General features: G+C 41.5%; 17 protein-coding genes and 1 pseudogene. 6 read left to right on the top strand and 12 right to left on the bottom strand.

Annotation, left to right across the window (positions count from 1 at the left end; translation table 11 throughout):
- Positions 1–5 precede the first annotated feature (5 nt).
- Entirely contained in the window at positions 6–344 is a 339-nt protein-coding gene (locus R6242_RS16295) for a hypothetical protein (protein ID WP_318428748.1), read from the bottom strand.
- Positions 345–708: 364 nt separating this feature from the next.
- On the opposite strand from R6242_RS16295, the pseudogene R6242_RS16300 reads away from it, so the two are divergent.
- A pseudogene (locus R6242_RS16300) lies at positions 709–957 on the top strand (antirestriction protein); the annotation flags it as partial.
- 469 nt (positions 958–1,426) lie between these two features.
- Here R6242_RS16300 and R6242_RS16305 read toward each other — a convergent pair.
- The 4 genes from R6242_RS16305 to R6242_RS16320 all read right to left on the bottom strand — a co-directional run bounded on the left by R6242_RS16305 (position 1,427) and on the right by R6242_RS16320 (position 3,568).
- Positions 1,427–1,723: a hypothetical protein gene (locus R6242_RS16305; RefSeq protein ID WP_318428750.1), complete on the bottom strand. Its 297-nt coding sequence runs from the start codon at positions 1,721–1,723 to the stop codon at positions 1,427–1,429.
- A gap of 98 nt (positions 1,724–1,821) precedes the next feature.
- Entirely contained in the window at positions 1,822–2,403 is a 582-nt protein-coding gene (locus R6242_RS16310) for a hypothetical protein (RefSeq protein WP_318428752.1), read from the bottom strand.
- A 256-nt stretch (positions 2,404–2,659) separates the two neighbouring features.
- A complete protein-coding gene (locus R6242_RS16315; RefSeq protein WP_318428754.1) occupies positions 2,660–3,148 on the bottom strand; it encodes a hypothetical protein in 489 nt (162 codons plus the stop codon).
- Positions 3,149–3,214: 66 nt separating this feature from the next.
- Positions 3,215–3,568 carry a helix-turn-helix transcriptional regulator gene (locus R6242_RS16320; protein WP_318428756.1) on the bottom strand — a complete coding sequence of 118 codons (354 nt, stop codon included), beginning with the start codon at positions 3,566–3,568 and terminating at the stop codon, positions 3,215–3,217.
- Positions 3,569–3,810: 242 nt separating this feature from the next.
- On the opposite strand from R6242_RS16320, the gene R6242_RS16325 reads away from it, so the two are divergent.
- From R6242_RS16325 to R6242_RS16335, 3 genes are all read left to right on the top strand, one after another.
- Entirely contained in the window at positions 3,811–4,791 is a 981-nt protein-coding gene (locus tag R6242_RS16325; protein ID WP_318428757.1) for a ParB N-terminal domain-containing protein, read from the top strand.
- A 128-nt stretch (positions 4,792–4,919) separates the two neighbouring features.
- Entirely contained in the window at positions 4,920–5,228 is a 309-nt protein-coding gene (locus R6242_RS16330) for a hypothetical protein (protein ID WP_318428759.1), read from the top strand.
- A gap of 88 nt (positions 5,229–5,316) precedes the next feature.
- A complete protein-coding gene (locus R6242_RS16335) occupies positions 5,317–5,622 on the top strand; it encodes a hypothetical protein (protein WP_318428761.1) in 306 nt (101 codons plus the stop codon).
- A 52-nt stretch (positions 5,623–5,674) separates the two neighbouring features.
- Here the strand turns inward: R6242_RS16335 and R6242_RS16340 are convergent, their stop codons facing one another.
- The 6 genes from R6242_RS16340 to R6242_RS16365 form a co-directional block, all read right to left on the bottom strand.
- Positions 5,675–6,550, bottom strand: a complete 876-nt coding sequence (locus tag R6242_RS16340; RefSeq protein ID WP_318428764.1) for a hypothetical protein — start codon at positions 6,548–6,550, stop codon at positions 5,675–5,677.
- A 19-nt stretch (positions 6,551–6,569) separates the two neighbouring features.
- Positions 6,570–7,493: a hypothetical protein gene (locus R6242_RS16345; protein WP_318428767.1), complete on the bottom strand. Its 924-nt coding sequence runs from the start codon at positions 7,491–7,493 to the stop codon at positions 6,570–6,572.
- 28 nt (positions 7,494–7,521) lie between these two features.
- The gene (locus R6242_RS16350) at positions 7,522–9,393 is read right to left on the bottom strand and encodes a hypothetical protein (RefSeq protein ID WP_318428770.1); all 1,872 of its coding nucleotides are present in this window, start codon (positions 9,391–9,393) and stop codon (positions 7,522–7,524) included.
- 77 nt (positions 9,394–9,470) lie between these two features.
- On the bottom strand, positions 9,471–9,746 hold the full coding sequence (locus tag R6242_RS16355; RefSeq protein ID WP_318428772.1) for a hypothetical protein: 276 nt from the start codon (positions 9,744–9,746) through the stop codon (positions 9,471–9,473).
- Between the two features lie 33 nt (positions 9,747–9,779).
- Positions 9,780–10,283 (bottom strand): hypothetical protein, encoded by a 504-nt coding sequence (locus R6242_RS16360; protein ID WP_318428775.1) that lies wholly within the window; start codon positions 10,281–10,283, stop codon positions 9,780–9,782.
- 135 nt (positions 10,284–10,418) lie between these two features.
- Positions 10,419–10,589 (bottom strand): hypothetical protein, encoded by a 171-nt coding sequence (locus tag R6242_RS16365; protein WP_318428777.1) that lies wholly within the window; start codon positions 10,587–10,589, stop codon positions 10,419–10,421.
- Between the two features lie 917 nt (positions 10,590–11,506).
- Between R6242_RS16365 and R6242_RS16370 the strand changes: the two genes are divergently transcribed.
- Together R6242_RS16370 and R6242_RS16375 are read left to right on the top strand one after the other, a co-directional pair.
- The gene (locus R6242_RS16370) at positions 11,507–11,851 is read left to right on the top strand and encodes a helix-turn-helix transcriptional regulator (RefSeq protein WP_318428779.1); all 345 of its coding nucleotides are present in this window, start codon (positions 11,507–11,509) and stop codon (positions 11,849–11,851) included.
- Positions 11,829–13,085 carry a type II toxin-antitoxin system HipA family toxin gene (locus R6242_RS16375; protein ID WP_318428781.1) on the top strand — a complete coding sequence of 419 codons (1,257 nt, stop codon included), beginning with the start codon at positions 11,829–11,831 and terminating at the stop codon, positions 13,083–13,085. Before R6242_RS16370 ends, R6242_RS16375 begins: the two co-directional genes overlap by 23 nt.
- A 49-nt stretch (positions 13,086–13,134) precedes the next feature.
- Here the strand turns inward: R6242_RS16375 and R6242_RS16380 are convergent.
- On the bottom strand, positions 13,135–13,306 hold a 172-nt coding region (locus R6242_RS16380), incomplete at its 5' end, for an integrase core domain-containing protein (protein WP_318428783.1).

Raw genomic sequence — 13,306 nt, forward strand, 5'->3', positions numbered from 1 at the left:
TACCCTTATGAGTTTAAAAAATTTCTTTGCTTATTGTAGTAATCAGATTTAGCTTGTGATATTTCCGTCCAGCCACCGCTTCGCTTTACGGTCATCAATTTCACTTCCGTATGCAAATTTAGCGATGTCAACGTACTGGTTATTTTTTCAAATGTAATTTCATCAAACTTTCTTATGTCTTCTGCATCCAATTCCCATACAGGTGGGCAGCGGTTTGAATCAATATAAAACGAACCGATAAAAAATGAAAAATCATTTAAAATATCTTTATTTAAAAACACATTATGTGAATCTACTGGGTACTTAGAGAAATCAAAAACCTTTCCTTCGTATAAATATTTCATTTTTCACACCATTGATTGTTGAATGAATTAATATTATCAAGTCACTGATGACGCGTCAACAATTATATTTGATTGTTTTAGGAATATAATTATAGATTTTTATGGGCAAAGTGATGTACATTATTATTCATAAATAGTTAAACCCAAAACAACCAAGACATGGATATCAGTCATGAATCAAATTGTTAACAGCCCCGTAAATTCAACTAAATTGATTGGTTACAATGAGGAAAGGATGTATTTCTTACCTAAAAACTTTCCGGGCATTTTTTCAAAGTTTGAGAATCTTGTTTATCACTTTTCAGACAAGATGATCGAAAACTATAATGGAGGCTTTTGGGACTATTAAGAGTGCAGCAATGGTGCGGCCTTCATGCAAATGAAAACAAAAAAAGAAGAGCTAATTGTCTTAGGCAGTGATGGCTCTCACCGAACAACGCCAAGAGCTGCCAGTATTATTGTTTGCCTTTTTGCATTAGGAGCTATTGCTAACAGCGCTGAATTATCAGAAGATCAAACAGAAGAAGCAATTAAAAAATATCATTTACTACGCGACTGGATTCGTACTCTTCCAAGTGCAGAGGCCAGCGTAATCTATTCAGTCATAGATTAAAGAAAAGAAAGAATGAAACCCCATAAACCCTAACGAACCGCTCGCCAGGGTTTATGGGGTTCCTAATAATAAGTAATCCCTCATTGTTTGCCTTTACAAAATTTAAAGCTCCGGTATAGTGACAACCAACACGGCCCCTTTCAATAGACACGCTTCAGCTTGTTTATTGCTTAGGGGTTTTTCTTTTTCAGGCCCAGATTAATACCATGCCAGTGGTGAAAGGCGCGATCGCGCAGCCGTCAATGCGGTGCGGTTTGTTGTTCGATGTGGTGCGGTGTCCAGCGTAAGAAATTGCTCAGTGAACGGCAGCATGTGTGCGAGTGCGGGGCAAATTGCAGCCGCGATGAAAACGCCGCTAAAGTCATGTTGAACTGGGCAGTAACGGGTAGCGGGCAGGAACTGTCCGATGCAGCGAGCCAAGACGTTTTGGTGTTGACCTGCGAAACTCACCTTATAGCCGCGTAGCGGTTTAGGGGAAGTAGTTCATATGGAAGGTTCCAGTATTTATCTGCCTAATGATGCTGGGCTTAAAATCCCATTTTTCATTCACTCCTGACACAACAGCCTCCCCCTCCAAAACCTTATTGTCATCCGAAAACCTTCCATGCCTCGCCAAAACACTTAACTCAACAATTGGAAAATTAAATGCACCTAAAACCTTTGCTATTTCCAATCTCCAATCATTAAGATTCGCAATAAAGTACCGTGGCACTCCATCATAAATGGAAAATACGACTAAATAACTAATAGCAATATCACGTTGCATTTTAATCGCCAATTTGATTTTAATATTTCAAGCAAAAAAGAAGTTTATCTCCTTTTTTGCTTCGATCATCTTTTCGTATATTTTGTTAGCATTATTCTCTATTTCTCCTGAATATCACTCTCTGCTTTTGCCTCTGCCAGGATAGATGCTACGTCTAATCCAGATTTTTGCTTATCACAGATTTTCTGCATAATTTCTACAGCTCTCAATGAAAAATCTATTTTGCCCATATTCAATTCCGAGGCAATTGAAGCTGCAAAGTTTCCAACTTGGCGAGAAATTATTGAACTCAATTCGCGCAATGATTCAATACGTTGCAACTTTGCTTCCTCCTGCAAACGAATTCGTAATTCAGAATTAGTAAGTCCTCCATTCTCTTCACGCTCTTTTTGCAAGGATGCTTCATACAAATTAATTTTAACGTCTAACTTTGCTTTGCGTAGTTCGGATTGTTTTTCAAGACGTATTTTTCTTTGAAACACTTGTGTTTCTGTTAGCAATTTAATGTCATTAGATTTTTTTACGCAATCTGATCCGATACTGAACTTTTTCCCATTTGCATCTTGCACTAAACAATTTACTTTAATGGCTCGGCCACAGTATGCGCACATCCCAAGAGAATAGCCTTTTGGCAACTCTGCCATTGCGATTTGGTAGGCTGATGGATTGGCTTCTCCCAATGATTTTTAAGGCATAGAAGCAATACCAACTACACGAAATGGTGCAATGCCAACTCCACCATCTTGCCAAATATGCACTGTCATTGTCTTTACGATATTCGAAACAGAGTTTGCATTTAACATCATTAGCACCAAGGAATAATGGGATATAAATTCAATAGGTAAATGATAGGCCATAATGGCCCACTTGTCAATAATACTTACTTTTCCAGATAAATAAATGGACTTTATCAGTCCGTTTATTTAAATAATACCTTTAGTCAAAGCTCATTTGGCAACCAACTATTTTGCCAATTATAGAAATACTATTTAAATATGCCTGAGATACATTATTAGATGATTGGCCTCGATAAGGTAAAAAATTCCAGCCTTGTACGGTTGGAAAGAAAGCGCCAGCAAACCAAGAATTTTCATCAACAAATAATATATTTTCACCGGGTGAATGCTGTGTTGTGGGTGTGAAAAATATAACGGCATCAGTCAAATTCGGCAGCTGGCTTTTATAATCCGTTTCTATACATAATAGTGGGATGTCTTCCTCGCCCTGATAACTTTCAAACTCTTTTATACCAAGATCAACACTTGTCTTTTGCAGATCAATTGAAACACAATTTCTACTGTGAGTGATTTTCACAAACTTGACTTCATTTAGAACAAAACTTTGTCTATCTCTGTCAACGTATGAATTATTAAGCTTATCTGCAGAAAAAGTTAAAAATAAATCTGGCTTATTTACAATATTCATTAGGGTATTTATCCATCTTTATTTTATTAATTCATATAAAAAAACTAATATATATTTTAGATTTACTTACTTATTTAGGCCCCTAATCAATTTAATCAGCATTTCAATCATGCGTGGTTCAAGCTTATTGTTTTTCCACAAATCAATTAAAATGACTACTATTGGTTTAATTCCTCCCGGTATCGAAGATCCTTCATTTCCAATTGTTACATTTGAACAGGATGCGGTGCCTGTAACAATATACAAGATATCGACTCCTACTTTGTGAAGTGACTCTAAATAGCCAGCATCAGGATAGCGCTCACTCCGCTCGTAGTTGCTCTGTGCTTGTTTAAGAACGCCTCCTATTGCACCGAAAGCTGTCTGGCTCAGCCCTAACCTTATTCGTTCACTTTTAAGACGATGTCCAATAGTTTCCATTTGAAAGCTCGCTCACTTCATGCCATGAGTTGTAAATTTAAGTCCGTTAATCATTTTGACCCATACCTCAACCATAACGGGATCAAGTTTTTTACTTTGCCAAAGACTGATTAATGCATTCAATATCGGCTTGATATCTTCTGGCAGAGAATATGCTTGCTCATTGGGCCATAATGGCCTAATATACATCCATCGAAAGACAAAAACCCAATCCGAATTTATTCACTCTTAAGGAAAAAATCATGCATGATACATCAGATAATGTTACCGATTTTTTAGTTACTGGCTCAATTAAATCTGCGATGAAAGGGACAAAGAGCGTCGACCTTTGGCAACCCAATGTCGAATTATTAAAAGTGCTCCCTAATTTTAATGTCCGCCTCAAAAATGAGGAAAATGCCGCACATATCCGCTTCCTTGCCGATAGCATGAAAGCACACGGTTTCATGAAATCCGGTGCAATCGTGGTCTATGTAGCAAAAGAAGGACTGGAAGATGTCATCTATATCGTTGATGGGCACTGCCGATATCAAGCGGTACTACTGGCCAACTCAGAATTAAGTGAAGCGGACCAGATTAAAACTGTTTACGCCATGACAGTACCGGCTGGTACTTCAATGGAAGACATCACTCTTGGCATATTCCAATACAATTCAGGGAAACAACTTGGTCAATATGAAAAGGCCCTTCTATTTAAGCGCCTAAGTGTGCAGTTTGGTAAGAGCCCTGCAGAAATTGCTGCTAATGCTTGCGTATCAGTCACTCACGTAGATCGTTTATTACTATTGATGTCTTCCCCGTTACGAGTTCGCCAATTGGTGGAGATGGGCTACGTCGCTGTGGATGTCGCAATTGATGCTATCAAAGCACATGGAAGTGATGTTGTGGCTGTCCTTAACAGTGCACTGGCAGAAGTAACTGCGAAAGCTGATGAATCTGCTGCAGCAAAGGGGGTTGTCGCTGATAAAACCGCTCGATTAAAGATTACCAATAAACATCTAAATCCGCAGTCAGCGCATCAAAAGCAATTAAAGAAAGCCGCTCCAGAATTGTATGAAACCGTTGCAAAAGTGCGGGCCCATGAAGCGTTTAATAACCTGCCGGTTGAACTTCGCCAGGAAATTATGGACCTAATGGCAAAATTAGCTGAAACTAAAAATACTGACGCTGACCTTCAACAGGAGCTTCCTCTGGAAGCAGAAACGGGTGTTGAAGCAGCATGATTATCTTAAACAAATATAGCCCTCGCTTAGTATGTTTTTAAAAGTATTAAGTGAGGCTAATTTAATACCTTGTGAAACGCGATTTTGCTTACAAAATCGATTAATCAAATCGTTAAATGGCAACAATAATGAACACAAATCATAAACTCGTTTCTGAATTGAAAAGCGCATTAAGTGGTACTTTGGAGTATATTGATGCGATCCCTTCTGAATTTGGCAACAAATTACCTTCAATGCGTGAATTTAATCGCGAACATATAAACGTCTTACTTCAAGGGGTCTCGTCAGTTTCAGATCTTCAAAGCGCATTACGTGCATCTCTTGAATATATTGATTCAATTCCTTCTGCCGTAGCTGACTTTTTTCCCTTAATGCCTGGCATTGACCGAGACTGGGCCGATAATCTATTAGACGGCTGCACATCCGATGACGCATAAAGATCATGTTCTTGAATTAAACTAGTAGTTTTTCCTATACTGGTTTATTAGCCTGTATAAGAAACACTATTATTTTTTGAGGTTGAAAATGAGTCGTGCTTATAATAAGTATCGCTTTGTTTGGAGAAGATTAAATAACGTGAGGAAAAACACATGGCAAGAAAAACATGTATTGGCGTCCGGGCCGGAACTGGCCGTTGAAAGATTTTTTCTGCATGTTCACTCTTATTTGAATGACAAAGACCTTGCCGAAATTGATCATTTATTTTTTGAGATTAAGTCGGGCGGGCTTTCCGGAAATGACCGACTGGACTATACAATGAAGGCAGACTATGAAAATAACACTACAAAATTTATTAAACCTTTAACTGATCATCAAATTATTATTTCATGAATTTTTTATCATAAAAAAAACCTGCGTTTTTTAAATAACGCAGGTTTTTTTCTTATGAATAAGCACCTAATCTGTCATCCGTTGCAATGGCCATAACATAGCCATCTTGAGCAGCATGAGCATCGAATACTGCTACATCATCCTGTACCACAGCACCACTTGAACAACCACTATCAATTGATACATGATGCGGTATTGGCGTTGACGAACATGAGCTCTTCATCTCTATAGAATGCAAAGCCTCTGGGGAATGTGAGAAAGCATTCAGCAAGAGGGTGCGAAAGCTCGTAGGGATGTCCATCATCATCCAAAGCCACAACATGTCCGATTGATGACTAGGCTGCAGGGTGCTCTCATGCCCCCCTAAAAAGCGATTGCTCCCCGCTTGTAGCTGGGCCTGCTCTGCCCTGCTAGTATTGCGACCACGCTGTGCAAGCAACTTGATGCTATTTTGCACTTCTGGTGGTAATCGCATTTTCGACCTTAGAGCCTTCTCCATTAATCCGAGAATCTCAAGTGCTTCAGATTGCTGCCTCGAAATGACATTTTGCTCATATTCGAGATCCATGATTAGTTTGTCATGACAGTCCATATATCTCTGGCGCTCTAAATATACTTTTAATTGAGCTTGCAGGGATCTCAGTACCTCACGGTAGCCGGGCGGCTTAATGAGCCAAAAAATCTTTTTATACTTTTTAAAGATATCCTTCAATTTGTGCTCTTCAACAAATTCAGGAGCGGCATATATTAATCGCTTCAAAGTGCCATTTGAAATATTGGGCACTAAGCTGTTCACCATGTGATTGAAGAATTCAATACGCTGTTGTTTGGCTGAGATAAGTTGTTTGCTCAGAAGGCGCTGGCGTTCCTCCATTGATTCTAGGGCGCTTGAAAGTGCTCCTATGGCACCTGGTAAGTTTGTAGACATAACCACCTTTCATCAAAAATTAGACGATCACTGGGCCATCTTCTTGGCGCATGGCAAAGTAATTTGCAAAGTATTCACGCAAACCCTGTTTGTTCATTCCTGGAGCCCACTCAAGGGGATAACCTGGTCGAGCGACCAAATCAGTATGTGGGTCATACCCCAGATCCGTGATTTCATGCATACGCAGGAAATAGCGCCGATTTGCCGTGTCGCCATGCCATAAATGTCGAATGTGGCCGGGCACAACTCCAAGGCTGCCATTCACTATTTGGTGAAATGTTGTTCCCCATGCTTTTAGGTGAGCAATCTGCTTGAGATCATGCTTCAGTGCATTCTCTACACAAAACCCATAGTGCCCAAAAATAGCATGGGCCATGAAATGATCAGCACTGCCACTCACTGCAGCTTCGTACAGTCCCACCTCATCAAAAATCTCCCGGCGCATTGCCCAGCCATATCCTGTGTGCCCGTGTATGTCATAGCGCCCACATTCTAGTGAGGCAGGATTCGTGCTCATGACAGATGCAAACGAATGGGACAATCCATCAACTTCAATCTCTTCATTCGGGCCCAATTTTTGGCAAGTTTCAAATACCTGCGCTACTTTCTTCTTTTTGAGCACCTTTACTAAATCGTGAGCCCAGCTAGCGTTATCAAAAAGAATATCGCAGTCGAGCCATGCCACGTACCGACAAGATTGAGGCAACCATGAAGCCGCAAGGTTAAGCAGCCTTTCTTTCTGCCAGAGTAGGGTATTAGCACGAACACGAATGACATCCAATGATTCAGGGAGCTCAAAACTCTGCCCAGGAAAAGCACATTCGACAGTGATACATTGCACCCCAGATGCACGCATTCCAGCCATGAAGAGGTCATAATTTCGCCGTCGCGACTTGTAACCGCATGGATTAAAATAAGTGGTAATAGCGATGAGATTTTTCATTGCTTAAAAACGATCCTTTGTCCTAACACTATGTAGAAAAGAGGCTGATCTGTTGCCAATCGAATTTTGAATTTGCTGCTGCGTCCTGCCGTGGGTAGATGCGGATTACTTTTTCTAGTGATGATTGCTTACGCTCAGTTTTCCGGGCTTCAATATTCCTACGTTCTTCTAATTCATCAACACCCATTAATTTCACACTATCGGGCTCACACATTGCGATCAACTTCTCTGGTGATTGTTGTCCGGCCAGCCCTTTCATTTCACGCCAATTTGAACGACACAATATTTCGTCGTGATCTATGGAAGTATTGGTACTCATATTAATTGCGCCCATTCGCAACCAAAACAGATATCCATTAGTGAAGGTTGGCCGTGTTGAATCGTTCAGAGCTGCAATATCTTCTGGCATAAAATCAGAAACCATCTCGTAGGTTTCATTGTGAACAGTGAACATTGGTGTGTTATCAATATTATCGGGGATTACAGCACCACCACCGGTTTGACGCGTACCACCGCACCCTGTTGCCAATCCTGTATCAAAAGTAGCCATTTCAGCCTCCAGTGAGCGGAGTCCACCAAACGCCATTTCATTGGCCCAGCGAAGTTCATGAACCTTCAACTTGCCTTGTTGGAATTTTGTGCGAGGAACGTAAGGCACATTTGGGACGTCATAGCGTTTCTTTCCGGCCATGATTTCGTGATACTCGTTAATTGCTGTATTTGGTGCATGGTATGCATTTAACGACCACATCAGATCCAGGGAGAATGCTTGATTAAACGTGATGGTCGTCATGCGTGGGTCATCGTACTGAATAGTGAGTAAATAACGATAAATTTCTAATACCATGGCCGGGCTGTAGGTATCAGGCTGAATTAGAATCGTGTTCTCACCATCTTTAGATATGGTGCGGCCAATCCAGTGACGGCGCGACCAGTCCCAACGAGTATTCATAAGGAAATTTCGAAGTTTATTGCCAGCTCGCATGAAGCCATACTCTTTTTCATTTCCTTCGATCATGGTTTCTACACTGCTATCGCTTGCAACCGCCGTGCACAAAAAACAGCCAAACCGAGCAGAACATTTTGCTGGTGGTGCTGGTTTTGTTAATTGCTCGTTTTCAAATTTGATATCCGACTTGTAGCCGCACGACGTACCGCCTCCTGCATCACCATATAGCTTGTCAGTTTCAGCAAAGTCAGAATATGACACTCGCTCACCATCCCGATGCTCAAGCAGAAACATCCACACCTCTTCGGTAGACCAGTTACCGATTGGCGCAAGGACCAAGCTACCGCTATCGCTACGTTGTGGAGTGTCAGTTGAGTCTCCCCGGCGGGCCATATTTGCACCACGAGCAATACTTTCACTACGCCGCACGCCCAAAGCCAAGACAGGCTCATTAGGTTGGTTCTTGCCAACTTTTAATTCTGGGTGCTTGGATTTGATTTCCTTAATCATGGCGCTGCGCGCTCTCTCCTGCCCAGAGATTTTGTAATCTGAGCTGCAATCGCCTGACCCTGAAGGAAATGTCGGAAGCCCTTTGCCGGAGAGAACCTTTCCCACAAAACTTAATAAAAAGCTTGGTGTGCTCACTGCGGTATAGATTTCAATATTTTTGGATTTCGCGTATGCGTGTGATTTCTTTAATTCACGTCGAGCGTAGGGAGCCATAATTGGGTTATCAATTAATGTATCTCCTGTAGTAATGGAAATAATTGGATTTAATCCATTTTGCTTAGCGCGTATTGCTGCCAGAAATACTACGGCTATTAATGTCGCTGAATCTTTACCATAGCTGGAACCGCAATGCAAAGGTCTGTCCTGTTCAAAAACGGAATATATTGCATTAATAGCAGCAAGAATATGCGCGTCCTTTTCAGTTTCTAATTCTGTATGCATTTCTTTGCCACCATTAAATATTCAATGGTGCAATTATAGTCCGTTGAACGGTACATGTACAGAAAATAATGTATCTCTCAACGAACTATTTTTAGTAAATTATTCATCTCTTTTTTATTTATAATGCCCCAAGAAATTAGAGTATAAATGGCTCCATTTTTTACAATTTCAACGCCATACTGTTCGGGTATGACATTAATCGCTCTATTCACTTCTGCTCGGGTTGCACCTATATCAAGAGCAATATAATGTAATGAGGCCTTTTCTTTCAGACGGTATATTGCGTCAATAATTACAAAGTGACGCCTTGCGTCATACTTCGGGAATGACTTATATAATGGGGGTTGATGCATTTAATTAATCCAAATTATTAGCCATTTTTAAACCTAATCTGGCAATGGCTCTTTTTCAGCCTCAATAGGCATAAAAATTTCTTCAATTCTAGGGTTCTCTTGAAACCCTTCTCGGAATGTAAAACGCAATCCTTCTCCTAAAGTTCGGAACAAGCCATACGCTTTCCAGTCGCATGGCTTGTTCGATTTGGATTGTATGCCGCTATTGCAGTCATAGGGATTGGACGACACTCCCTTGCAAGCAGGACAGCGATATTGCTTAGATGGGTATTGTTTAAACAAATCTTGCAGATTATCGAAAATTCGCACTCCGGCCAGCGAAGGTAAATTAGCCTCCTGATAGTAACTAATCGCTGAATAGGTGCGTTTAGCTTCTAATGCAGAAAGCAACTCGCCCTGATCTCCCCCCATTACTGACGTATATTCTGCGAGCATTTTTCGCACGAATCGCTCCAGCTCATCAGCCCGTTGTTCGCCATGTTGACCAGAGGATGATTCTCTTGCTTGTTCTTTTAGCTTTTCGATCTGTAGTTCCATGATGCTGCTTTCCCTAGGTCACATTGCTAATTTGTTTACAGCTAAATATTCATCGAGCACGGTCCGAGCAGGGCTAGGGCACAATGCGCGTTCTCGCCTTAACGCATGTGCCAGACACCACGCCTCAGTGGATGCTTAAACTAATCTGCTTAGGCCATCTGGCATAATACAAATTAAATCCATTTTTATTCCACGAGCGATACTCAACCATGTGTCATATGAGGCTTTTTTGTTCCCATAATGGACAACATTTACCTCAGTTAGCCAATTAGCAAGTTCTTCTGGACTTGGAAATGCAGGACTCATAGGCGTCCCTTCAGTTGTTATCTCATACATCACATAATGTGTGGCGATAAGTTGATTCCATACTGGCATATAAGAATCAGCAGAAGGCCTTGCCCCATTCCATTCCTCGAAAGTTAACTTTCTATTTTCTTCATTAGAATATTCAGGAAACTCTCCTCGCGCCCACTTTGCAGCCTCCTCATCCCATTATTTGACCTTGGCTTCATAGTCCGCGCCATCAAAAAGCGGAATAAACTTGCCATTTTCATTCTTAGGATGCAGCCAATCGGCAGGAACTTTTCTAACTTGGCGACTCATCATGCTTCCTTTGTCCAAAATTTACTGTGGATTAATCTTTGTGGTTTAAAATGTGCTTATTTGAGCAGCTGGTATTGATTCCAAAAAATCTACCAAGTTTAGCCGAGAGCCGGACTTTACAGATTCAACATAATCATAAACATTCTTCGTGGCTTGCTCCTTAGTCCATCCCTTTCGATTCATAAGACTTTTAACGTATAGATAATTCACTTTGGCTTTAATGGCTTTAGTGAGTCGAGCGTTAAATTTCGGAGTAACGTTCATGATTAATGTTCTCATGGTTGATACTGCATAGTAGCGCATTATGCGCTGAAATGCACTATAGCTTTACAACCTCCCTCTCCCAGAACAGAAGCTTAACGATGCCTTCTTTTTCTGTTACTGTCGATTACACCACTCATCATGGACGAACATTCGTTAGTTCTGGCCAATGGCGGCAAGGTCTGGAATTTCTATTTGATTTGATTCGGCTGCTGACTTGATTAAAGAATTACGTTACTCAGACAAGATAGGTTAATAGCCTTCCCCGGCTGAAAACTTAACAAGACCAAATTATTCTGCACTTATACTTATAAGTGAGTGATAAACTATACTAACAGTCTATATATAGATTATTTATCATGAGTAAAAAACAAACATCGCTAACTGAACAAGCCCTTTCAACCCTTAACCTCGTGGGCAAGCAGCTTAGAACTGCTCGGCTTCGGCGTAATCTCACTATCGAGCATGTCGCAGGCCGAGCGGGCCTTTCTCTCGGCACAGTCACCCGGCTGGAAAAAGGTGATCCTGGTGTTTCACTTGGGGCACTTACAAGCGTCCTGACGGCGTTAAATTTAGAAACCTCACTTGAAACTGTGGCACACCCAGCTGCTGATTTAGTAGGCATAAACCTCGATTCCCTGAAAAAGCGCAAACGCGCACGCACAATTAAGGATGATGATCGTGACTTGGACGCCGATTTCTAAAGCGTATGTATTTCTGAAGCTATCATCGGCAGAACCTACTCCCGTAGGAATTATTCGGCTCCATAATGCTCAATTTGAATTCAACTACGCAAAATCATGGCTTGAACGTGAAAATGCATTCCCACTTGACCCTCTCCATTTGCCATTGCAAGAGCAACCATTTTTTTCTGATCGTATGTTTGATTCGCTCATGGACGCTACGCCAGATAACTGGGGTAAACGCGTTTTAGCAACCCTCCATAAGCAATTGCCTCAGAATGATATCGAATGGCTGCTGGCGAGCCGTAGCGGCGGTGTAGGAGCTACTGTTTTTACTGCCTCAAGGGATCACCAACTCACGCCACTCCGCATTCCGGATTTTGATGATTTAGTTTTGCTCGCGGAAGCATCTTCCGAGATCGATGCAAGAGAACTCGTTCAAGACGAGCGCATATTAAAATTGATGTGGCATGGCTCGAGCATGGGTGGGGCCAGACCAAAATCCACAGTCAAATATGAAGGTCAGGAGTGGATTGCCAAGTTCACCAAGTTCAGTGACCTGTTCGATGAATCTCGGGCTGAATATGCCAGCTTGGCCATGGCTAAAGATGCGGGCATTCTCGTGCCAGATACGAGGCTGATTGAGCTGCCTGAGCATACAGTCATTTTAGTGAAACGGTTTGATCGTGGTCCTGATCAGCAAAGAAAGCATTACATCAGCGCTCATGCAATGCTGGGGATGAGCCGCATCAAGCCAGAAGACCTTTACAGCAGATACAGCTATTCTGGCATAGCGGAATCAATCAGGAAAATTTCCAACAGGGCAACGCCAGACCTTCACCAGCTTTTTAGACGTATGGTGTTTAATGTAGCGATCAGTAATACCGATGATCATCTAAGAAATCATGGCTTTCTATATCAACCCGGTGAGGGATTTCGATTGTCCCCTGCTTTTGATATTTTGCCGCACCCAACTCAATCAGAACTGCATGCAATTGGAATTGGCCGTGAGGGGAGAAAGTCCAGTCTTGATAATGCAATTAGTCGAGCTGACCAATTTTTATTAAGCAATCAAGATGCTCTTGAGATTGTTGATCAAGTAAGAGATGTTACGCTGAACTCGCGACGTTACTTTGCTGAGGTGGGAATGAGACAAAACGATAGCAATCTCCTTACTCGTGCCTGCAATAAACCATCTCCTATTCAGCAAGCAAAAAACAGCAAAATTACAAGCAATGATTGTCCATCGCCTTAGCCATGATTTTGTGGTGCTGGGAATAACGAACATAGCTTTAGATTTAGGATTACCCGGTAATCCCCCCATTTTTAAGCTCACTTAAAAGTAGAGGTCTGGCATGTAATGCCAGTTTTTGTTTCGGGGTGATACCGCCCAATCCCATATGCGGACGTTCGTTATTGTAAGTCCAAAGCCATTGCGTTGCAGTTTCTTGCACTTCAGCAAGGCTTTCAAAGTCA

The sequence above is a fragment of the Iodobacter sp. CM08 genome, assembly GCF_033446605.1.
Taxonomy (GTDB): Bacteria; Pseudomonadota; Gammaproteobacteria; order Burkholderiales; family Chitinibacteraceae; genus Iodobacter.

Coding starts and splice junctions, on each gene's coding strand:
- R6242_RS16345 (WP_318428767.1), bottom strand. CDS start 7,493: ATGAAAAATCTCATCGCTATTACCACTTATTTTAATCCATGCGGTTAC.
- R6242_RS16355 (WP_318428772.1), bottom strand. CDS start 9,746: ATGCATCAACCCCCATTATATAAGTCATTCCCGAAGTATGACGCAAGG.
- R6242_RS16315 (WP_318428754.1), bottom strand. CDS start 3,148: ATGAATATTGTAAATAAGCCAGATTTATTTTTAACTTTTTCTGCAGAT.
- R6242_RS16330 (WP_318428759.1), top strand. CDS start 4,920: ATGAACACAAATCATAAACTCGTTTCTGAATTGAAAAGCGCATTAAGT.
- R6242_RS16335 (WP_318428761.1), top strand. CDS start 5,317: ATGAGTCGTGCTTATAATAAGTATCGCTTTGTTTGGAGAAGATTAAAT.
- R6242_RS16370 (WP_318428779.1), top strand. CDS start 11,507: ATGAGTAAAAAACAAACATCGCTAACTGAACAAGCCCTTTCAACCCTT.
- R6242_RS16325 (WP_318428757.1), top strand. CDS start 3,811: ATGCATGATACATCAGATAATGTTACCGATTTTTTAGTTACTGGCTCA.
- R6242_RS16340 (WP_318428764.1), bottom strand. CDS start 6,550: ATGTCTACAAACTTACCAGGTGCCATAGGAGCACTTTCAAGCGCCCTA.
- R6242_RS16320 (WP_318428756.1), bottom strand. CDS start 3,568: ATGGAAACTATTGGACATCGTCTTAAAAGTGAACGAATAAGGTTAGGG.
- R6242_RS16360 (WP_318428775.1), bottom strand. CDS start 10,283: ATGGAACTACAGATCGAAAAGCTAAAAGAACAAGCAAGAGAATCATCC.
- R6242_RS16350 (WP_318428770.1), bottom strand. CDS start 9,393: ATGCATACAGAATTAGAAACTGAAAAGGACGCGCATATTCTTGCTGCT.
- R6242_RS16365 (WP_318428777.1), bottom strand. CDS start 10,589: ATGAGTCCTGCATTTCCAAGTCCAGAAGAACTTGCTAATTGGCTAACT.
- R6242_RS16295 (WP_318428748.1), bottom strand. CDS start 344: ATGAAATATTTATACGAAGGAAAGGTTTTTGATTTCTCTAAGTACCCA.
- R6242_RS16305 (WP_318428750.1), bottom strand. CDS start 1,723: ATGCAACGTGATATTGCTATTAGTTATTTAGTCGTATTTTCCATTTAT.